Origin of the sequence: Streptomyces sp. NPDC048338, from assembly GCF_043201055.1 — a bacterium.
Classification (GTDB): Bacteria; Actinomycetota; Actinomycetes; order Streptomycetales; family Streptomycetaceae; genus Streptomyces.
The window spans coordinates 354255-374234 of sequence record NZ_JBICYQ010000006.1; the positions used below are offsets into that span (position 1 = coordinate 354255).

The window sequence follows — 19980 nt, forward strand, 5'->3', positions numbered from 1 at the left end:
GCACATACGAGAGTAGGGGGTGCACAATCGAGACGCAAACGTATCGAGACGCTTGCGTCTCGATGAAATCGGATCTAGGCTTCCCCCGTTTGTTGCCGGTTTGACGGAAAAAGGGGCCGCGCCATGGCTGCCGGGATACGTGGGACACGTCCTGCAGGACCGGGGCCGACCGCTACCCCGAGACCGCCGCTGGTCCGCGAGCTGCTGCTCGTCACCGCGCTGTTCCTCGTGTACAAGTCCGGCCGGCGGTTCGCGAACGGCCACGAACTCCGGGCGTTCCACAACGCCGACCGGATATGGGACGCGGAACGCGCCGTCCATCTGCCCGGCGAGGGCGCGATACAGGCCCTGCTGCTGCACGGCGACACGCTCGTCCGGGCCGCCAACACGTACTACGCGGCCGTGCACTTCCCGGCCACCGTCGCCTTCCTCGGCTGGCTCTACTGGCGCCGCCCCGGCCACTACGTGTGGTCCCGGCGCGTCCTGGCCCTGGTCACCTCCGCGGCCCTCGCGCTGCACCTGCTGATGCCGCTCGCGCCGCCCCGGATGCTCGCCGCCGCCGGACTCGTGGACACCGCACAGGTCTACGGGCCCTCCGTGTACGGCGCGACGCCGGAGACGGACTCGATGGCGAACCAGTTCGCCGCGATGCCCTCGCTGCACTTCGGCTGGGCGCTGATGGTCGCGATCGGGCTGATCGCCGCCACCCGGGGCCGTCGGCGGTGGCTGTGGCTGACCCATCCGCTGCTGACCCTGCTGGTGATCGTCGGAACCGCCAACCACTACTGGTTCGACGCGCTGGCCGCGGGCGCCCTGGTCGCCCTGGCCCTCGCCGTCGTCCCCGCGCCGGGCGCCCGGCCGGCCGCGCCCGGGAGCGACCCCGGCTCCGGCTCCGGCCGCGACGAACCCACCCCCTCGGAGACCTTCGCGCGCGCCGCCGCGCCCCGCCCGGCAGGAGCCCTGCGATGAACGCCCTCGACGGCACCGTGGTCGCGGTGCTCCTCTCCCTGGTGTCCGCCGCGGGCTACGCGCTCGCCGCGGTCGCCCAGTCCCGGCTGGCCGCCTCGTCCGACGGGGGCAGCGGCGCGCTGCGCGCGCTGCTCGCCCGCGGTCAGTGGTGGTGGGCGGTCGGCCTCAACGCGGCCGGCGCGCTCGCCCACGTGGCGGCGCTGCACTACGGTCCGCTGACCCTCGTCCAGCCGCTCGGCGCACTGACCCTCGTGGCCGCGCTGCCGCTCGGGGCGTACTGCGCGCGGCGGCGCGTCACCCGGCCGGAGTGGCGCGGGGCGCTCTGGACCCTCGTCGGCCTCGTCGGCCTGGTGTCGGTCACCGGGCCCGCGAAGCCCGGCGAGGCGCTGAGCCTGCGCGAGGCGCTGGTCGTCGCCGCGGCGACGGGCCTGCTGATCGCGGCTCTCGCCTCGGGACGGCTGCACGGGGGCGTCCGCGCGGACGCCCCCGGAGCCGGGTCGGCCGCGGGCGGTACCGGACGGGCCCGGGGGCTCGGACACGCGACGGCCTCCGGGGTCGCCTCGGGCGTCGCCTCCGCCCTCACCCAGACGGTGACCTCGGCTCTCGCGCACGAACTGCCCGGCGGCGCCCTGCGCTGGTGGCAGACGACCCTGGTCGCGGTGCTGATCTCGGCGTTCGCGGTGGGCGGCCTGCTGCTCTCGCAGTCCGCGTACCGGGGCGGACTCGCGGCGCCGCTGGCCGTGGTGAACCTGTCCAACCCGGCCGCCGCCGCGGTGATCGGCGTGGCCCTCCTCGGCGAGTCCTTCCGCGCGGGGGCCTGGGGCTGGCTGGTCGCGGCCGCCGCCTCGGCGGTGGCGGCGCGCGGGGTGATCCTGCTGACCAGCGGGCCGGCGCCGGCGGGCCCGGGCATCGCGGACCCGGGTGTCACGGCCCCGGGTGCCGCAGCCCCGGCCATGGCGGTCACGAGCTCCGCGACTCCGGCACCGGGCCCCGTCGCGGCGGCCGCGGAACCGGCCCCGGCGTTCGCGGCCTTCACGACCCCCGCCGCCTCGGCGCCCCGCCCCCGGACCGCCGGCGCGACGGCCGCCCCGGCGGCCTCCGCGCCGACGCGCCTCACCGTCGCCGCGTCTGCCGCCACCCCCGTGCGGACGACCCTGCCCGCACCGTCACCCCGGTCGCCCGCCGGACCGGCCTCCGCGACCGCCCCGCTCGGCGGCTGACGTCGGCTCAGGCCGCGAGGTGCCGTCAAGCGCGGCACGGAGGCTCCCGCCCCACCGGAGCGGCCGGCGGCGGATCGGACGAAGCCACTTTCGTCATCTTGACGAAAAGCGGAAGGGTCCCTATCGTCATGATGACGACAAGGGGGAGTTCCCATGGCCGACATCACCCGCCGCGCCGGCTGGCGCCATCTGCGTTCCGCGCCCACCGCGCACATCCGCCACCACCGGCGCGGACAGCTCGTGCACGACGGCACGGGCCTCAGCTTCTGGTTCCGTTCGCTGTCCGCCGCGCTCTCCGAGGTGCCGGTGAACGACCGCGAGCTGGCGATGGCGTTCCACGCCCGCACCGCCGACTTCCAGGACGTGAGCGTCCAGTCGACCGTCACCTACCGGATCAGCGGACCGGAGGCGGCGGCCACCCGGCTCGACTTCTCGATCGACCCGGACACCGGGGCGTGGCGTGGCGCGCCGCTCGAGCAGATCGCCACCCTGCTCACCGAGACCGCGCAGCAGCACGCCCTCGACGTCCTGGCGCGCACACCGCTCGCCGCCGCGCTCGTCGACGGCGTCGCCGCGGTACGGGACCGGATCGCGGCCGGGCTGGCGGCCGAACCCCGGCTGCCGGCCACGGGCATCGAGGTGGTCGCCGTGCGCGTGGTGGCGATCCGGCCGGAGCCGGAGGTCGAGCGGGCGCTGCGGACGCCGGCGCGCGAGCAGATCCAGCAGGAGGCGGACCGGGCCACGTACGAGCGGCGCGCCGTCGCCGTCGAGCGCGAGCGGGCCATCGCGGAGAACGAGCTGGCCAGCAAGATCGAGCTGGCCCGCCAGGAGGAGCGGCTCGTCGACCAGCGCGGCACCAACGCCCGGCGCGAGGCCGAGGAGAGCGCCGCCGCCGACGCCGTACGGGCGGAGGCCGAGGCGGTCCGTACGGTCCGGCTGGCGCGCGCCGAGGCGGAGGCGGTCCGCGAGGTGGGCGAGGCCCGCGCCCAGGCGCAGGCGTCCTGGCTCCGGGTGCACGGCGAGGTCGACGCGGCGACGCTGCACGCCCTGGCGGCCACCCGCGCGGCGGAGAACCTGCCGCGGATCGAGAACCTCACGCTGTCGCCGGACGTGCTGACGGGGCTTCTCGCCAAGCTGGGCGGAGGGAACCGGTCGTGAGCCTGGCGCCCCGGGCCGTCCTCGTCCACCGCACCACGGAGTACGAGGAGCTCCTCGCCCGGCACGGTACGCACGGGCAGGCGGCGTTCTTCCTCTCCAGCCGGGGCCGGAGCATCGAGGACGTCCGGGAGCGGCACGAGCGCACCCGGCGGGCGCTGGCGGAGGTGGCGGGGGCGGTGCCGCTCCAGTGGCGGCAGACCCGGGTCGAACGGGCCGATCTGGACCGCTTCCTGTTCGGCCCCGAGGACGTGGTCGTCGTGGTCGGGCAGGACGGTCTGGTGGCGAACGCGGCGAAGTACCTGTCCGGGCAGCCGGTCGTCGGCATCGACTCCGATCCGGGGCGCAATCCGGGGGTCCTCGTACGTCACCGGGCGGCGCAGGCGCGCACACTGCTGCCGGCCGCCACGCGTACCGGCGCGGACGAGCTGACCATGGTGGAGGCGGTCACGGACGACGCGCAGCGGCTGCTCGCGCTCAACGAGATCTACCTCGGTCCGCCCGGGCACCAGACGGCCCGCTACACCCTCGCCCTCGACGGCGCGGGCGGCGAACCGGAACCGCAGGCTTCGTCGGGTGTCCTGGTGGGGACGGGGACCGGGGCGACGGGCTGGCTGCGGTCGCTGTGGCAGCAGCGCTCCAGCCGGCTGACGCTGCCGGCCCCGACCGACCCCCGGCTCGCCTGGTTCGTCCGCGAGGCCTGGCCGTCCCCGACGACGGGCACGAGCCGGGTGGAGGGGGCGCTGGGCTCCGGCGAGGGACTGCGCCTCACCGTCGAGTCGGACCGCATGGTGGCCTTCGGGGACGGGATGGAGAGCGACTCCCTGGAACTGACCTGGGGTCAGACGGTACGGGTGGGGGTGTCGGGGACGGCGTTGCGCCTGGTGGGGTGAGGCCCGCGCGCCCCGGGCGGGGCCGGACGAGGGGAGGGCGCAGGGGTCGCACGACGGGCGGTGCCAGCGGCTCCCGGGCCGCTCGCCTCCGACCCTCGCGCGGGCGGCCGGAATTGATCGCCGAGGAGGACAGCGCCCCGCGGCCTCGTTAGGATCGGCGCACGCTTTGCCCGGTTTCACCTCCCGCGTACCCGTCGCACGTGTCGTTCCCGGAGTCGCCCCGAGCCCGGGAGTCGTCCGCACCGGCTGCCGAAGGAACCCTCATGACCTCCGCCCCCTCCGGCCCGCTCCACGTCTCGCCCGCGACCGTCCGGGACTGGGCCCAGGTGCGCGCGTGGGCGGCCGACGAGGGGTGGAACCCCGGACTGTCCGACGCCCCGGCGTTCTTCGCGCAGGACCCCGCCGGCTTCTTCCTCGGGCGGATCGGCGGGGAGCCGGTCTCGGCCATCTCGGTGGTCAACTACAGCGACCGTTACGCCTTCCTCGGCTTCTACCTCGTCCGGCCCGACCTGCGCGGTCACGGCCACGGTCTGGCCACCTGGCGGACCGCCCTCGCCCACGCCGGCGACCGTACGGTCGGCCTCGACGGGGTGCCCGCCCAGCAGGACAACTACCGCCGCTCGGGTTTCGCGCCCGCCTACCGCACCGCCCGGTACGTGGGCGAGGTCCCCGCGCCCCCGGCCCCCGCCGCCGGTGTCGTGCCCGCGGACCGGGTGGACCGGGCCGCCCTGGCCGCGTACGACAGCGCCTGCCACCCCGCAGACCGCCCGCGTTTCCTCGACTCCTGGCTGACCACACCCGGCCACCGCGCCCTCGTGCGGCTCGTCGACGGACGCCCGGCGGGGTACGGGGTGGTCCGGCCGGCGCAGGACGAGGCCCGCGTCGGACCGCTGTTCGCGGACACCCCGGCGGACGCCGCGTTGCTGCTCGACGCGCTGGCCTCCGAGGCGCGGGCGTTCGGTTCGGACCGGATCGCGGTCGACATGCCCGAGGCCAACCCGGCGGCGGCGCGGCTCGCCGAGGAGCGGGGCCTGGAGCCGACGTTCGAGACGGCCCGGATGTACACCGGCCCGCTCCGGCCGGTCGCCCAGGAGCGGATCTTCGGGGTCACCAGCCTCGAACTCGGCTGACCTCCTCCGTCAGAGGTTCCGGGCGCCGACCGTCCACCACACCAGGAACGCCGCGCCGACGAGCGCACCGATCCAGGCGGCCACGGACATGCCGAGCAGCAGGCCGTAGCCGAGGACGCCGACGGGGAACGCCAGGCCGATCCAGCCGGCGTTGTGGAAGGCGAAGAGCGTGCCGTACCTGCTCCCGAAGGCGGCCCAGAGTCCCAGGCCCAGCAACAGCCAGCACACCGCACACCACAGGCCCACGAGGAACTCGGAGCCGGTCAGGTAGGTCTCGGTGTGGCCGCGCACCACGACGCGGACCACCCCGCCCTGCCAGGTGCGGACCTCGGCCCGGTCGCCGGGCCGCGCGTCCTCGTACAGGCGGTACCCCACATCGTGCCACTCCGTCCTCGCCGGCCTGCGGATCCGCACCTCGTACGACGTCGTGCAGCGGTAGGAGCTCGTCCCGTCACCGTTGGACTCCCACGAGCAGTCCTCCCGCCGTGCCCGGTCGAGCACGGTGCCCCGCGCCACCGCGACGCACCCCCGCTGCCCCTCGGCACCGGCGGGGGCGCCCTGCCCGCAGAGGGCCGCGCCCCGGTACACCTGCGCCTCGCGGTACGCATCGGCCACCCACGAACCCCCGAAGGCGAGCCCGACCCCCACCGCGACCAGCACGATCAGCCGGACCGCGGAAGGCACCCGTCCGTATCGCCAAGTCCCCCTGCTGGTAAGTCTTTTCACCCAGGAGTGATGCCCGGCCTCCACCACCCCTACCCGCGCACCCCCTCGTACGCCGCCCCCACCCCTCCCCCACCCCCCTCGGGGGGCGACAAGGGTTTTCCCCGTATCGGGTTCATCCCGGCTTTCCCTACTGTCTGCCGCACCGGCAGATCCCATCCCCCGAACCGCACCCCTCAGGTGCATTCAGGCCCTGTCAGGTGCATGCGGAGGGTGGGATCTGCCGGGGACGGCCTTGACCCGGGCCGTCGCGCCGGTGGCGGCGCATGGGCCCCCCAAGCCCAGGGAGCAACGGACCGCGACCCCACTTCGCGCCCGAGGCTCCCGCGCCGCCGCCACTGCTCCGCACCTACGTCGTGCTCGAAAGGGAACACCTTGAACAGTTCCAGGCGGAGAGTCATATCCGTCGTGGTCGCGAGTGCCGCGATCATCGGCGCCGCTGCCACATCCACCGGGGCGTTCGCCGCCGCTCCGGTCGCCTCCACCCCGAAGCCGGCCCCGGCTTCGCAGGCGATGACCGCCCTTCCCACCGCCCCGGTCGAGAAGGTCATCGTCACCTACAAGTCCAAGACCGCCGAAGCCGGTTCCAACGCCGCCGCGAAGAGCGACGCGGCCGCGAAGGCGACCGAGACCGGCGAGGCCCTCTCCTTCGAGCGTCGCCTCGCCGGCGGCGCCGCGCTGGTCGACCTGGGCGACAGCGCCTCGAAGCAGGACGTGGCCGAGGTCATGGCCGCCTTCCGCGCCGACCCGCAGGTCGCCTCGGTGGAGCCCGACATCCGCGCCTACGCGATGGCGGTCACCCCGAACGACACGGACTACGCCAAGCAGTGGGACCTCTTCGAGGCCACCGGCGGCATGAACGTTCCGGCGGCCTGGGACAAGACGACCGGTTCGGGCGTCACCGTCGCCGTCATCGACACCGGCTACGCCGCCCACTCGGACCTCGCGACGAACATCGTCTCCGGGTACGACTTCATCTCCACCTCCGCCGACGCCCGCGACGGCAACGGCCGTGACGCGGACTCGAAGGACGAGGGCGACTGGAACGCCACGGACGGCGAGTGCGGCACCGGCTCCAAGGCCAGCAACTCCTCCTGGCACGGCACCCACGTGGCCGGCACCATCGGTGCGGTCACCCACAACACCAAGGGCATCGCGGGCATCGCGTACAACGCGAAGATCCAGCCCGTGCGCGTCCTCGGCAAGTGCGGCGGCTCCTCGGCGGACATCGCCGACGCCATCACCTGGGCGTCCGGCGGCACCGTTCCGGGCGTGCCGGCGAACTCGACTCCGGCCAAGGTCATCAACCTCAGCCTGGGCGGCGCCAGCTCCACCTGCCCGAGCGTCTACCAGAACGCGATCAACGGCGCCGTCTCGCGCGGTACCACCGTCGTCGTCGCCGCGGGCAACAGCAACGCCAACGCGTCCGGATTCACCCCCGCGAACTGCTCCAACGTCATCACCGTGGCCTCGACCAGCCGCGAGGGCAACCGTTCGTACTACTCGAACTACGGCACCATCGTGGACGTGGCGGCTCCGGGCGGCGAGACCCGCCGCGCCACCGACACGCCCGGCACCGTCACCACCCCCGAGAACGGCATCTACTCCACGCTGAACTCGGGCACGACCACCCAGTCGGCCGAGAACTACAAGCCCTACCAGGGCACCTCGATGGCCGCGCCGCACATCGCCGGTCTCGCCGCGCTGCTCAAGTCGGCCAAGAGCACCCTGACTCCGGCCGAGATCGAGTCCGCGATCAAGACCAACGCGCGTCCGCTGCCCGGCACCTGCACCGGCGGCTGCGGCACCGGCATCGCCGACACGGCCAAGTCCGTCGACGCCGTCACCACGACGCCGCCGGCCGGCACCGTCTTCACCAACGCGACGGACGTGACGATCTCCGACAACACCACCGTGTCGTCCTCGATCGCCGTCACCGGCCGCACCGGCAACGCCCCCGCCGCCCTCAAGGTCGGCGTGGACATCAAGCACACCTGGCGAGGTGACCTGGTCATCGACCTGGTCGCCCCCGACGGCACCGTGCGCAACCTGAAGGCGTCCTCCTCCTCGGACAGCGCCGACAACGTCCTGACCACCTACACGGTCGACGCGTCGAGCGAGCTGGCCAACGGCACCTGGAAGCTCCAGGTCCGCGATGTGGCCTCGGGTGACACCGGCTACATCGACTCGTGGAGCCTGACCTTCTGATCCACCCCTGAACCACCCCCCACAACAGCATTATTGCTGGTCAGCGACGCGCTCGTGGTCTACACCACGGGCGCGTCCTGGCATGTTGACACGTAATCGTTGTCCGAATGCCGGACAACAAGTCTGGACTGCGCGCGTACTCTCCGTATTCTCTGGGCCACAGGGGCTCACGGGGCCGCCCCGAGCACCGGAGGGTGGTGGACACGTGACGACTGCGTCGCACCGCCCTGCGCCGGTGGGCCGCGAGGAACTGCTCGCCCGTCTCGAGCGGGTGGTGCAGTCGCGAGGCCGCGCCCTGCTCACCGGACCCGCGGGGGTCGGCAAGACCGACGTCGCCCTGGCCGAGGCCGCCCTGGCGGAAGCCCGCGGCGAGACCGTGCTGTGGCTCTCGACCCTCCCCTCCGACCGCGACATACCCGGCGCGGTGGCCGCCGCGCTCGTCGCGTCGGTGGCGGCGACCGTGACCTGGCCGGGAACCGCCTCTCCGGCGCCGGAGGACGGCTCGACCGAGGCGGGTCCGGAATCCGGACACGGACCGGGCCACGGTGCCGAATCCGGTCCCGCGGCCGGCTCCGGCAGCGCGCCGGGGTCCGTCGGGATCCCGGGCCAGGCCCGCGGCGCCCACCTGGGACACGGCGGCCACAACGGCGCCCCGGCGCAGCCCCCCGCGTACACCGGGGCCGGCCCGCTCGCCGTCACCGCGTCCAGGATCTTCGACGCCCTGCCCGGTCCCCAGCGGACCGCGGTCGCCATGCTCTGCCGCGAGGCCCCGCTGCAGGACGGTGGCTGGGATCCGATCGCCCTGCGCCTCGGCATCGCCCAGATCCTGCGCACGCTCACCGCCCGGGGCCCCGCGCTCCTGGTCGTCGACGGTGTCCAGCACATCGACGCCGACAGCGCCGATCTGCTCCGGTTCGCCCTGCACCTGGCGCCGCCCGCGCTCCGCGTCGTCGCCGTCGAGACACCGGAGGCGTACGACACCGAGGAGACGTACGACACCCATCTGTGGGTGCCCTCGGAGGCCGACATCCTGCTCGTGCCGCCGCTGCAGGCCGACGAGATCGCCGAACTCCTCATCCACCACCGGCTGCCCTCACGGATGGCCGGACGCATCCACAAGGCGAGCGGCGGCAACCCGAGGCTCGCCCTGGCGGTGGGCCGTTCCCTCGCCGACGCGCGCACGCCCGTGCACCACGCCGAGGCGCTCACCCTCTCCGGCCGGGCCCGCGACCTGGCCCGCCAGCTCCTCGGCGCCGCCCCGCCCGCGGTCCGCGAGACGCTGCTCCTCGCGGCGCTCGCGCTGCGGCCCTCCGCCACGCTGATCCGCCGGGCGGGCCGCCCCAACGCGGAGGCCGACCTGGCCGCGGCCGAGCGCGCCGGCCTGGTCTCGCTCTCCGAGGACGGCACGGTCACCTTCACCGCCGGGCTGCTCCCCTCGACCCTCGTCCACGACGCCTGCTGGGCCGAACGCAGCGCCGGTCACGCCGCCCTCGCCGAGGTGGTGGACGATCCCGTGGAGGCCGTACGGCACCGGGCGCTGGCCACCGACGTCCCCGACGAGACGCTGGCCGCCGAGGTCGCCGCGGCCGCCGACCTGGCCCGGCGGCGCGGCAACAGCGCGCTCGCCGCCGAACTGGCGCTGCTCGCCGCCGAGTCGACCCCGGTCCAGCAGGGCACGCAGCGGATCTCCCGGCTGGTCGACGCCGCCGAGGAGGCCGCGCGCGCCGCCCGGGCCGACCTCGCGATGCGCGCCGCCACGGACCTGCTGGCCAGGGACGCGGCCCCCACCGACCGGGTCCGCGCCCGGCTGGCCGTACTCGACACCGCGGGCCAGGGGCTCACCGGGCTCGACGACATGTACGTCCACGCCATGGAGGACTCCGAGGGCCACACCGCGCTCCGCGCCGCCGTCCAGCTCCGACTGGCCGTCAAGTACGTGCTGGCCGACGGCGATCCGCTGCGCTCCCGGGCGGCGGCCGTCGAATCCGCCGCGCTGGCCGCCTCGATGGGCGATCCACGGACGGCGACCCAGGCCCTGACCGTGCAGGCCCGCATGGACCGCGCGCTCGGGGTCCCGGACGCCGAGTCGATCCTGGCCCAGGCGCGGGCCCTGGAGCTGGCGGAGCGTCCGCTCGGCATCCGCAACGCCGCGCAGATCCTGACGATCCGCCACGCCCTGTTCGACGACCGGCTCGCCGACGCCCGCGACCAGATCCAGGCGCTGCTGCCGCTGGTCCAGCGACGCGGCTCGGTGGAGGACCGGATCGAGCTCTACCACACGCTGTCCGCGGTCGAGTCCCGGATCGGCGCGTGCGCGTCCGCCCTGGCGCACGCCGGACGGTCCCTCGCGCTGACCCTGGAGGCCGGCCTCTCCCCCGGGCCCGCCTGGTACACCCTCGCGCTCGCGGAGACCGCGGGCGGCAGCTTCGGCCGGGCGGCCAGCTACGCCCGGCGCAGCGTCCAGGCGTCCGAGGAGGAGGGCGACCGCGTCTTCCTCTCCCGCAGCCTCTACGCCCTGGGCCGCGTGCAGTTGGTCAACGGCGACGTCGCCTCCGCGCTGGAGACGCTGCGCCGGGTGCAGGCGGACGAGCGGGCCCAGTCGACCGTCGACCCCTCGATGCTGCGGTGGCACGAGGAGCTGGCCGAGGCGCTGCTGGCCACCGACGCGGCCGAGGAGGCCGTGGCGTTGCTCGACGAGGTCCGCCCGGTCGCGGAGCGGCTGGGGCGGACGACCGTTCTGCTGGGCTGCGACCGCGCGTACGCCCTGTCCCTCGCGGCCGCCGGGAAGACCGACGAGGCGGCCGATCTGCTGACCGTCACGGCCGACCGGTTCGGCGAGGCCGGCCTGCCCCTGGAGCGCGGCCGGGCGCTGATCGCGCTGGCCCGCGTGGAGCGCAGACGGCGGCGCAGATCGGCGGCGCAGGGCGCGCTGCAGGCGGCGGCGTCGGTGTTCGAGCGGGCGGGGGCGGTCCCCTGGCTGGCGCTGACCAGCGAGACGAAGGCGGGCGAGCCCGGCGAGGACACCCTGCCCGCGCTGTCCTCGCTCACCGAGGCGGAGTTGCGCCTGGCCCGGCTCGTCGGGCAGGGCGCGAGCAACCAGGAGGCGGCGGCGAAGCTGTACCTGAGCGTGAAGACGGTCGAGGCCCGGCTGACCCGGATCTACCAGAAGCTGGACGTCCGTTCCCGCGCCCAGCTGGCGACCGCGCTGAGGGGCTGATCCAGGTCAGACGGTGAACGGCCGCTGCCGCAGGAACGCGGGCGAAGGGCTGCCGGTCGTGTGGAGGTTGGGGCTCTGGGCGGGTGGCAGGCGCCGCTGGATCGCCCGGTGGAACGCGCGGTGGCCGCCGCGGAAGGCGCCGCCGTCCCAGACCTCCAGGAGCGCGCCGGTGTAGGCGCCGTTGACCGGTCCGTCGGACGCGACCTGGTTGTCCTGGCAGGCCGAGATGAGGACCACGCCCGGGCCCGTGTCCTGGTCCGGTGGTGGGGCGCTCTTCTCCAGGGAGCGCTGCAGGTCCTCGAAGAAGGCCCGGTCCCGCTCCAGGATCTGCTGCTGCCGGTAGACGGGCATGAGCCGGACGCCCGTGTCGGAGGCGGCCGCGCCGGGGAGTTCGATCGAGGTGCCGCTGTGGCAGCAGTCGAGGAGGGTGAGGACGCGGACGCCGTCGGCGAAGCCCTGGAACTCCCGGTGCAGCTCGTCGTCGAGGAACTGGCGGTCGTAGAGGACGAGGGTCTCGTCGAGGGCGTCGGGTTCGTCGTCGGAGCCGGTGACGTCGGGTACCTGCCCGCCGTGACCGGAGTAGGTGAAGAGCAGGATGTCGTCGGCCGTCAGCTTGGCCGCCGCCTGCCGCAGCGCCGCGGTGACCTGGTCGACGGTGCCGTCGGCGGTCATGAGGACGGTGTCGTCGAAGCCGGCGGAGCGGGCGAGGGCGGCCATGTCACGGGCGTCGTTCTCGCAGGCCACGAGCTCGCCGTCCCAGCCGTCGTAGCGGTCCGGGTCGACCTTGTTGAGTCCGATGTGGATGGACAGTCCAGCAGGCATGGGGTGCCTCCTTGAGGGGTGGGAAGGAGCACCGGGGAGGCGTCTGAACGAGTGGCCTGCGGCCCGGTGCCGAGCGCGACCCTCCATGCGCGGTACTTACATCCTATGAACGCTTCCGACCCTTCGCCTTCTCCGCCGCCCCCGCGTGCCGGGCAGCCGCGCCGCGACGCGCTCGACGACCGTGCCGGCTACGACGAGACGTTCCTCGGCCCCGCCGTGCCGCTTCCGCTGCCCGCCCGCACGTCGGTCGAGACGGTGATCCTCCCGTACACCCACTTCACGGTGGTCTTCCGCCCGGACCGAAGGCTCGCCGCCTCGACCGCGGTCTGCATCGAGGGACGCCGGCTCCTGGAGGACGTGCCCCGCGACGACGTCTGGCTGTACGACCCGCGGCTGCCGCGGGAGCAGCAGACCGGAGACGACGTCTACCGGAACAACAGCCTGGACCGTGGCCATCTGGTGCGCCGGCTCGACCCGGTGTGGGGTGCGGTGGCCGAGGCCGGCCGGGCCAATACCGACACGTTCCACTTCACGAACGCCGCGCCGCAGGCGGACGTCTTCAACCAGGGCAAGCGGCTCTGGCAGGGGCTGGAGAACCATCTCCTGGACCACGCGGCCGAGTTCGACCGGAGGCTGACGGTCTTCACCGGGCCCGTGCTGCACGACTCCGACCCGCCCTACCGGGGGATCCAGGTGCCGCTGCGGTTCTGGAAGGTGGCCGCGTTCATGCAGGACGGGGTGCTGGCGTCGACGGGGTACGTCCTCGACCAGAGCCCCGACCTGAGCCGGGACGCGGACCGGGCACTGGCCGGGGCCACCCCGGGGGCGCCGCCGCCGCTCGGCCCGTTCCGCACCTACCAGGTGCCCGTCGCCGACGTCGCGGAGCTCACCGAGCTGGAGTTCGGGGCGCTGCCCGACGTCGACCTGATGCCGCCGTCGCGCGCGCCCGAGGAACGCTGGCGCCGCCTGGAGTCGTACGACGACATCGTGCTGCAGGGGTGAGCCCGTCCGGGGGGGACCGGGCTCGAAGGGGGCGCGCTCCCGGCGCGTTTGCCACCCTCCCGGCCCGGTGAAACCATGAAAGACATCGGTCGGTTCCGTCCGACGCTGCGCAAGGACCGCCAAGCAGGTGCGGTATGCCGCTCACCGAAACGGAGTGGGGACTCGTCACCGGATGGGTGCGGGACCATCTCCTCGACACCCCCGATCCCGCGACCCGGCTCCGGCTCAGCGGTCTCCCGGCCGGCTTCGTCGAGGATCTGACGCTCACCCCGGACCAGGACGAGAACGCGCGTCTGCTGGTGCGGGCGGCCCGGCGGGACATCGCCCACCAGCGACGGCTGCTGGAGGCGTTGGCCGGGCTCGACCCGCTCGACGCCGGCGGCGGACCCGGCGGCGACGGACGCCCCGTCGGCCGCGGCGGGTTCGGCGCCTACGCACGCGGCGCCGAGGTGCGCATCCTGCTCACGCGACTGCGTGAGGACGAGCGGACCCACCGGGCCGCCGCGGACCCCTTCCGGGCTCTCGTGCTCCGCGGCGGCGCCGAGGTGTTCATCGACCGGGCGGAGCTGCGCGAGAAGCTGCGCGGGTTCGTCGACGACCCCGAGCAGACGGTGCTGGTCGTCGACGGCGAGCCCGACAGCGGGCGCTCGTACACCTACCGGCTGATCCGCCATCTCGGCCAGCACTGCGGCTTCCGGCCGGTACGGGTCACGCTGTCGCGCACGTCGACGGCCGCGCGGCTGGTGGAACGGCTGGAGCAGTTCACGGCGGGCCCCGGCACCCCCGCACTGCCGTTGAACCCCACACAGTTGAACGATCCACTGCCCTCGGTCGACGACGCCGTGCACCGGATCGTCAGCCGGGCGACCGCCGCCGAGGAACGCTTCTGGCTTGTCCTCGACGACTGCGACCGGCTCGACCCCAACGCGGACGTGTGGGACTGCATCGGCAAGCTCGCCCTGGCCATCTACGAGCACACGCCGGTCCAGGAGGACGCGGTGCCGCGGCTGGTCCTGCTCGGCTACTCCTCCACCATGCGCCAACTCCCCTACGACATCCGCAAGAACGAGTGCCGTGACACCGCCCGGGTGGTGGACGAGGACGATCTGCGGGCGTTCTTCCGGCAGTTCTTCGCCGAATCGGAGGCGGAGGCGGCGCACGAGCCGGACGAGGCGCACGTCGGCGCACTGGCGGACCTGGCGGTGGCGGAGGTGATGCGGGCGGTCGACGTGCCCGGATCGCCGGACAGCCACATGCGCCGGGTGTGCACCGCGGTCGAGGAGACGGTGCGCCTGTACCGCACCGTCGCTCCCGGCGGCGACGTCGCCGCGCTCCTGCGCGAAGGGCTGCGCGCGGCAGGTGCCGCGGCCGCGCCCGCGCTGCCCGTACTGCGCCGGGCCTACCGCGAAGCGGCCTGCCTGCTGCAGGACTTCGACCCCGCCCGGCTGCGGCTGCCCGACGGGTCCGAGCCGCCGGGACAGACCGCCGTGCTGGCGCTCGTCGACGACTGCACGGCGCCGGGCGGCCCCTCCGCTCCGGTCTGGGTCCTCAAGCCGGAGGTCCGCGAGGAGGCGCTGCGCGGCCTCCGGGGGCCGCAGGCGGCGCTGCGGGCCCTGGAGGCCAACCTCGGCCTCCTCCCCGAAGGCCCCTGTCCCGAGCGCACGGCGCTGGCCCTGCTCTCCGGCACCGCCCCGGGCCTCGCGACGCAGGGCGTCGAGGAGCTCTCGGACACGCTCCAGGCCACCCTGTGGCTGAGCCGGGTGCCCGGCACGAGCGGGCTGCCCGCGATCGACGACGTCCAGCACCGGCTGGAACGGGCCCGGCTGCTCCAGCCGATGGAGCGGCTGGTGCGGGGCACCTTCCACGGGCGGGTGCGGGAACTCGACCTCCTGCGCGCCTATCTCGCGCTGCCCGCGGAGCCGGCCGAGCCGCCCGTGCTCCTGCACGGCGTCGGCGGCATCGGCAAGAGCACGCTGCTCGCCCGGTTCCTCCTCGACAGCCTGCGCGAGGAGCCCGCCGGGTTCCCCTTCGCCTACATCGACTTCGAGCGCCCCACGCTCTCCGTCCACGAGCCCGCCACCGTGATCGCCGAGGCCGCCAGACAGCTCGGGATCCAGTACCCGGACCACCGGGCCGCCTTCGACGCGCTGGCCGACGAGTGCGAGGAGACCGCCGCGGGGCAGCGCGGCGAGCGGACCCGGATCGACGAGTTCGCCCAGCTCTCCGCGACCCGCGCCACCCTCGGCCGGGACTACTCGGCGGGGTTCCACACCCGGGCCAGCGCTCGCGAGCAGGAACTCGCGAGTTCGGTGGCCGAGTTGGTGTCCGAGGCGGTCCGGACTCCGGAGGGCGGCACGGCCCCGCCGCTGCTGATCGCGGTCGACTCCTTCGAGGAGGCGCAGTACCGCGGCTCCCCGGTGCTGGCCCGCATGTGGGCCATCTGGACGGCGCTGCGCGCCGCGTATCCGCGGCTGCGGTTCATCGTGTCCGGGCGTGCCCCCATCGACCACCCCGCGAAGGTGCTGGCGCCGCGCACGATGGAGCTCGGCGAACTCGACGAGCCGGCGGCCGTGGACCTGCTGATGTCCTGCGGCGTGGACGACGAGGCGGTGGCCCGCGACCTGGCCGACCGGGTGGGCGGCCATCCGCTGAGCCTGAAGCTCGCGGCACAGACGGCGGTGATGCTCGGCGCCGGCTCCGAACCGCTGGGCGACCTGCTGGACTCCCTTCCCTCGCGCCGGCGCTGGTTCCACCACAAGGTCGACCAGATGCTCATCCAGGGCACGCTGTACGACCGGATCCTCAAGCACATCGCGGAGGACGACGTCCGCGCGCTGGTGCAGGCGGGCCTGGCCCTGCGGGTCATCACGCCCGAGCTGATCGGCGACGTCCTCGCCGGGCCGGCCGGACTGCGCGTCGAGACTCCTCAGCAGGCCCGGACGCTCTTCGGCCGGCTGGTCGCGCGCCTCGACCTGATGGAGTCGGCGGGTCCGGGGACGGTCCGGCACCGGGCGGACCTGCGCAGCATCATGCTGCGGCTGTCGGACAGCGCGCGGACCGACCTGATGCGGGCCGTCGACCGGAGCGCGGTGCGGCACTACGCCGCCCGCGAGGGTCCCGCGGCCCGGGCCGAGGAGATCTACCACCGGCTCCGGCTGGGCGAGGACCCGCGCACCGTGGAACCGCGCTGGGAACCCGGCGTCGAGGGTGCCCTCGCGGGCGCCGACCGCGACATGCCCCCGCGCTCGGCCGCCTTCCTGCTGGCGCGGATCGGCGGGCACGTACCCGACCGGATCATGGCCGAGGCGGACCAGGAGGACTGGGAGCGGATCGCCGCGCGGGAGGTGGAGGACCTGCTCACCCAGGGGTACGTCGAACCGGCCGTGGAGCGGCTGACCGAGCGGCAGCCCTGGACACCGTGCAGCAGGCTCCACGGGCTGCTGGTGGAGACGCTGGCCCGTTCCGGCCGGCCGGCGGAGGCACGGGAGAGCGCGGAACAGGCCGTGCAGCGGGCCGCGGAGGCCGGCTGCGCCGAGACTCGGCTCGAACTGCTCCAGCTCTCCGCGCGGCTCGCCCAGGACGCGGGCGACGTCGCCGACGCCGACCGCGACCTCCAGGAGGCGGAGGATCTCGCGCGGAGCCTCGGGCTGCCGCACGAGTCGCTGGGGGTCCTGGTCGCCAGGTCCCGGCTGGCGGCGCTGTCGGACGAGGGCTCGGCCGAGACGGACGCACGGCTGGCGCGGACGCTGCGGGGGCTGCCGGACGAGGAGGTGGCCCGCAGGCCGGCACTGGCCCGCGCGGCGGCGGCGACCGCGAGCCGGTCCGACCCGGAGCTGCTGGAGCACACGCTCCGGCTGGTGGGGCTGCCCGCCGACGACGAGGCGGTGGTGGACGCGCTCGCCCGCTGGATCGACGCCGCCATGACGGACGAACCGCAGCTGCGCGAGCCGCTGACGCGGATCCTGGACTCGGCGGCCGGGGCGCCCGACGGCGGCCACCCGGCCGCCGCGACCGGAGCCGTCGAGGCTCCCGTGACCCAGGCGGCCGGCGGCGGCCGGACGAGGCCCGGGATGTCGTACGCCGACGTGGAGGCGGCGCTGTGGGAGGCACGCCGGCGCGGCACCCTGGACAGCATCGCCTGGCGGGCCCTCATGCTCCGCGACCGCAGCGGGGACCTGCTGGTCGGGGTCGCCGCCGCCATGGACGTGGCCGCGCCGGCCGGGCGTCCGGGCGTCGCCGGCACGGCGGCGGAGGACTCGGGGCAGAGTGCCCGTACGCGGCTGTGGACGCAGCCGCCGCCCGACTCCGCGGAGGGCGCGGTGCGCAGCGAGCCCTACCTGTCCCCCGAGGACGTGGTCAGGGTCCGCAACGCGGCGCTGGACGCCGGCCTCGCGGAGAGCGCCGTACGGCCGCTCCTCTTCGACGGCACGACCCCCCGCTTCCGGGCGAGTCTGCCGGTGCTGGACAGCCCGTTGCGGCAGATGCACTCCGACCTGGTGACGATGAACCGGGTCGAGCGCCTCATCGACGGCACGGTGCCGCTGGAGGTCTGGCTGCGCAACGCGATCGCCCAGACCCTGGAGGCCGGTCCCCTCACCGTCCTGCAACGCGCCCTGGACGACGTGGCGCGCGACGCCGCGGGCGAGCCGGACGTGCCGCCGGGCGCCCTGCCGGGCGAGAGCAAGGAGGAGATCATCTTCCGGGACGACACCGTGCCCTTCGAGTTCCTGCACGCCGGGGTGCTGGCCGGGACGGCGGTCGCCCGGCTGAAGGTCCCGCCGTACGAGTCGGGTGCGCCGCTCCAGCCCGCCTACCCGCACGCGGGGACCGGCTGGCTCATCGGCCCCGGCCTGCTGATCACCAACCACCACGTGGTGAACGCGCGTACCCGCACCCCCGGGGTGCGTCCGACGGTCGCCGAGGCCGACCTCCAGCTCCAGGTGCGCAACTCCCGTTCGCGTTTCGACTACGGCGCCGACGACGCGGAGACCGAGGAGGCGACGGCGGGCGCGCTGGTCGCCTGGGACGAGGCGCTGGACTACGCGATCCTGCGGCTGTCCGCGGGGCTGCCGCCCCGGCCGGTGCTGCGGGTGGCGACGGCTCCGCTGCTGCTCACCGGCACGGATCCCGTGGCGGTGAACATCATCCAGCACCCCGGCGGGCAGCCGAAGCGCGTGGCGCTGCGCAACAACCTCGTCTACCAGGCGGACGAGCACGACATCCGCTACTTCACCGACACCCGCAGCGGCTCGTCCGGTTCCCCGGTGTTCACGGACGACTGGACGGTGGTGGCGCTGCACCGCGGCACGCGCCGGGTCGACGAGGTGGACTACCAGGGCAGGGCGACGGCGTTCGTGAACGTCGGTACGCAGATGAGCGCGATCCTGGCCCATCTGCAGGGGACGAGGCCCGAGTTGTACGAGGAGATCATGTCGGCGCAGTCGACGGGCGAGACCCATGTGCGGGCGGCCTGAGTGCAGGCGGAGGTGACGGAGGATGCGGTACGGATCACCGGTCGCGACCGACCCCGAGCGGGTCCTGGGCGACCTGACGGCGGTCGCCGCGCGGGTGCGGAAGCACCTGGAGGCGGAGATCTCCGAGTCGATGGCCGAGTCGCCGGCGGAGGAGGCCCCGGCCGGCCAGATCTCCCGCTTCGCGCAGGAGGAACGGGCCAGGGTCCTGGAGGCCGGTGTCTCCGGTCTGGAGAAGCTGGCGGACCACAGGGCGGACGAGATCGACGAGGACGAGTACTTCGGGGTGGAGGCGATCGTCCTGCTGGAGGGCCGCCCGGCGATCCTGGTGCAGGGCCGGGACTTCGCCCCGCAGGAGGGCGACTGGTCGGTGCTCGACGCCGGCCGGGACGCGATCCGGGAGTCGATCGCCCGCGTCGGGCGGGTCGAACTCACCGGGCACGACAGCCTGGACTGGGTGGGCACGGCCTTCCAGGTGGGTCCGGAGACGGTGATGACCAATCGGCATGTGGCCGTGGAGTTCACGCGTGCCGAGGGCTCGGGCTGGACCTTCCGGCAGGGAGTGTCGGCCCGGGTCGATCCGGGCGAGGAGCTTCCGGCCGCGTCGGCGTCACCGGCCGACGGACCGCTCCCGTACGAGGTCACCGGGGTGGTCGGCATCCATCCGGACGTCGACCTGGCGCTGCTCCGGGTCGCCCCGTCCGCGGACGTGCCGCTGCCCACGCCGCCGGCGGTCGCGGCGGACGCCCCGGCGGACGTGCCGGGCCGGCCCGTGTACGTGATCGGCTACCCGGCCTGGGACGGTCGGCGCAACGAGCCGGAGTCGATGCGGCGGATCTTCATGGACGTCTACAACGTCAAGCGGCTCCAGCCGGGGACCGCGACGGAGTTCACCCCGGGCGCGCTGGTGATGGGGCACGACTGCTCGACCCTGGGCGGGAACAGCGGGTCCCCGGTCTTCGACCTGTCGGACCACCGCGTCCTCGGTCTCCACTTCGGCGGGCGCTACCGCCAGGGCAACGTGGCCGTGCCGCTGTGGGAGCTGGTGGACGATCCGCTGCTGGCACGCGCGGAGGTCAACTGGGTCTGAGCGGCCGGGGCGGGCGCGCGGAAGCCGGCCGGGTCCTGTCCTGGCGCCGCGGGCCCGGAGACGGCGCGGGCCGTCCCCCC

12 protein-coding genes are annotated in these 19980 nt (G+C 74.5%); 10 read left to right on the forward strand and 2 right to left on the reverse strand.

Annotation, left to right across the window (positions count from 1 at the left end; all coding sequences use genetic code 11):
* Positions 1 to 123: 123 nt before the first annotated feature.
* The 5 genes from ACGFZF_RS17000 (at position 124) to ACGFZF_RS17020 (ending at position 5367) form a co-directional block, all read left to right on the forward strand.
* Complete coding sequence (locus ACGFZF_RS17000; RefSeq protein ID WP_393554769.1) at positions 124 to 969, forward strand: phosphatase PAP2 family protein; 846 nt, start codon at positions 124 to 126, stop codon at positions 967 to 969.
* The gene (locus ACGFZF_RS17005) at positions 966 to 2189 is read left to right on the forward strand and encodes a DMT family transporter (RefSeq protein WP_393554771.1); all 1224 of its coding nucleotides are present in this window, start codon (positions 966 to 968) and stop codon (positions 2187 to 2189) included. The genes ACGFZF_RS17000 and ACGFZF_RS17005 overlap by 4 nt, the downstream gene beginning before the upstream one ends.
* 153 nt (positions 2190 to 2342) lie before the next feature.
* Entirely contained in the window at positions 2343 to 3347 is a 1005-nt protein-coding gene (locus ACGFZF_RS17010) for an SPFH domain-containing protein (protein WP_393554772.1), read from the forward strand.
* Positions 3344 to 4237 (forward strand): hypothetical protein, encoded by an 894-nt coding sequence (locus ACGFZF_RS17015; RefSeq protein ID WP_393554774.1) that lies wholly within the window; start codon positions 3344 to 3346, stop codon positions 4235 to 4237. Before ACGFZF_RS17010 ends, ACGFZF_RS17015 begins: the two co-directional genes overlap by 4 nt.
* 263 nt (positions 4238 to 4500) lie before the next feature.
* Positions 4501 to 5367: a GNAT family N-acetyltransferase gene (locus ACGFZF_RS17020; RefSeq protein ID WP_393554776.1), complete on the forward strand. Its 867-nt coding sequence runs from the start codon at positions 4501 to 4503 to the stop codon at positions 5365 to 5367.
* Positions 5368 to 5376: 9 nt separating this feature from the next.
* On the opposite strand, the gene ACGFZF_RS17025 is transcribed toward ACGFZF_RS17020, so the two are convergent.
* Positions 5377 to 6051 (reverse strand): hypothetical protein, encoded by a 675-nt coding sequence (locus ACGFZF_RS17025; protein WP_393554778.1) that lies wholly within the window; start codon positions 6049 to 6051, stop codon positions 5377 to 5379.
* A 552-nt stretch (positions 6052 to 6603) separates the two neighbouring features.
* Between ACGFZF_RS17025 and ACGFZF_RS17030 the strand changes: the two genes are divergently transcribed.
* Entirely contained in the window at positions 6604 to 8298 is a 1695-nt protein-coding gene (locus tag ACGFZF_RS17030; RefSeq protein ID WP_393554940.1) for a S8 family serine peptidase, read from the forward strand.
* Between the two features lie 205 nt (positions 8299 to 8503).
* Positions 8504 to 11515, forward strand: coding sequence for a LuxR C-terminal-related transcriptional regulator (locus ACGFZF_RS17035; protein ID WP_393554780.1), 3012 nt, complete (start codon positions 8504 to 8506; stop codon positions 11513 to 11515).
* Between the two features lie 6 nt (positions 11516 to 11521).
* Here the strand turns inward: ACGFZF_RS17035 and ACGFZF_RS17040 are convergent, their stop codons facing one another.
* The gene (locus ACGFZF_RS17040) at positions 11522 to 12337 is read right to left on the reverse strand and encodes a caspase domain-containing protein (RefSeq protein ID WP_393554782.1); all 816 of its coding nucleotides are present in this window, start codon (positions 12335 to 12337) and stop codon (positions 11522 to 11524) included.
* Positions 12338 to 12442: 105 nt separating this feature from the next.
* On the opposite strand from ACGFZF_RS17040, the gene ACGFZF_RS17045 reads away from it, so the two are divergent.
* The 3 genes from ACGFZF_RS17045 (at position 12443) to ACGFZF_RS17055 (ending at position 19900) form a co-directional block, all read left to right on the forward strand.
* Entirely contained in the window at positions 12443 to 13339 is an 897-nt protein-coding gene (locus tag ACGFZF_RS17045) for a DNA/RNA non-specific endonuclease (RefSeq protein ID WP_356600148.1), read from the forward strand.
* Between the two features lie 134 nt (positions 13340 to 13473).
* The gene (locus tag ACGFZF_RS17050) at positions 13474 to 18813 is read left to right on the forward strand and encodes a trypsin-like peptidase domain-containing protein (protein ID WP_393554784.1); all 5340 of its coding nucleotides are present in this window, start codon (positions 13474 to 13476) and stop codon (positions 18811 to 18813) included.
* A gap of 22 nt (positions 18814 to 18835) precedes the next feature.
* Positions 18836 to 19900: a trypsin-like serine peptidase gene (locus ACGFZF_RS17055; RefSeq protein WP_393554786.1), complete on the forward strand. Its 1065-nt coding sequence runs from the start codon at positions 18836 to 18838 to the stop codon at positions 19898 to 19900.
* The last annotated feature ends 80 nt before the right edge of the window (positions 19901 to 19980 follow it).

What these genes read in the sequence shown, in the direction of transcription:
- ACGFZF_RS17000 (WP_393554769.1), top strand. Translation starts at nt 124, where the DNA reads ATGGCTGCCGGGATACGTGGGACACGTCCTGCAGGACCGGGGCCGACC.
- ACGFZF_RS17005 (WP_393554771.1), top strand. Translation starts at nt 966, where the DNA reads ATGAACGCCCTCGACGGCACCGTGGTCGCGGTGCTCCTCTCCCTGGTG.
- ACGFZF_RS17010 (WP_393554772.1), top strand. Translation starts at nt 2,343, where the DNA reads ATGGCCGACATCACCCGCCGCGCCGGCTGGCGCCATCTGCGTTCCGCG.
- ACGFZF_RS17020 (WP_393554776.1), top strand. Translation starts at nt 4,501, where the DNA reads ATGACCTCCGCCCCCTCCGGCCCGCTCCACGTCTCGCCCGCGACCGTC.
- ACGFZF_RS17030 (WP_393554940.1), top strand. Translation starts at nt 6,604, where the DNA reads ATGACCGCCCTTCCCACCGCCCCGGTCGAGAAGGTCATCGTCACCTAC.
- ACGFZF_RS17040 (WP_393554782.1), bottom strand. Translation starts at nt 12,337, where the DNA reads ATGCCTGCTGGACTGTCCATCCACATCGGACTCAACAAGGTCGACCCG.
- ACGFZF_RS17045 (WP_356600148.1), top strand. Translation starts at nt 12,443, where the DNA reads ATGAACGCTTCCGACCCTTCGCCTTCTCCGCCGCCCCCGCGTGCCGGG.
- ACGFZF_RS17050 (WP_393554784.1), top strand. Translation starts at nt 13,474, where the DNA reads ATGCCGCTCACCGAAACGGAGTGGGGACTCGTCACCGGATGGGTGCGG.
- ACGFZF_RS17055 (WP_393554786.1), top strand. Translation starts at nt 18,836, where the DNA reads ATGCGGTACGGATCACCGGTCGCGACCGACCCCGAGCGGGTCCTGGGC.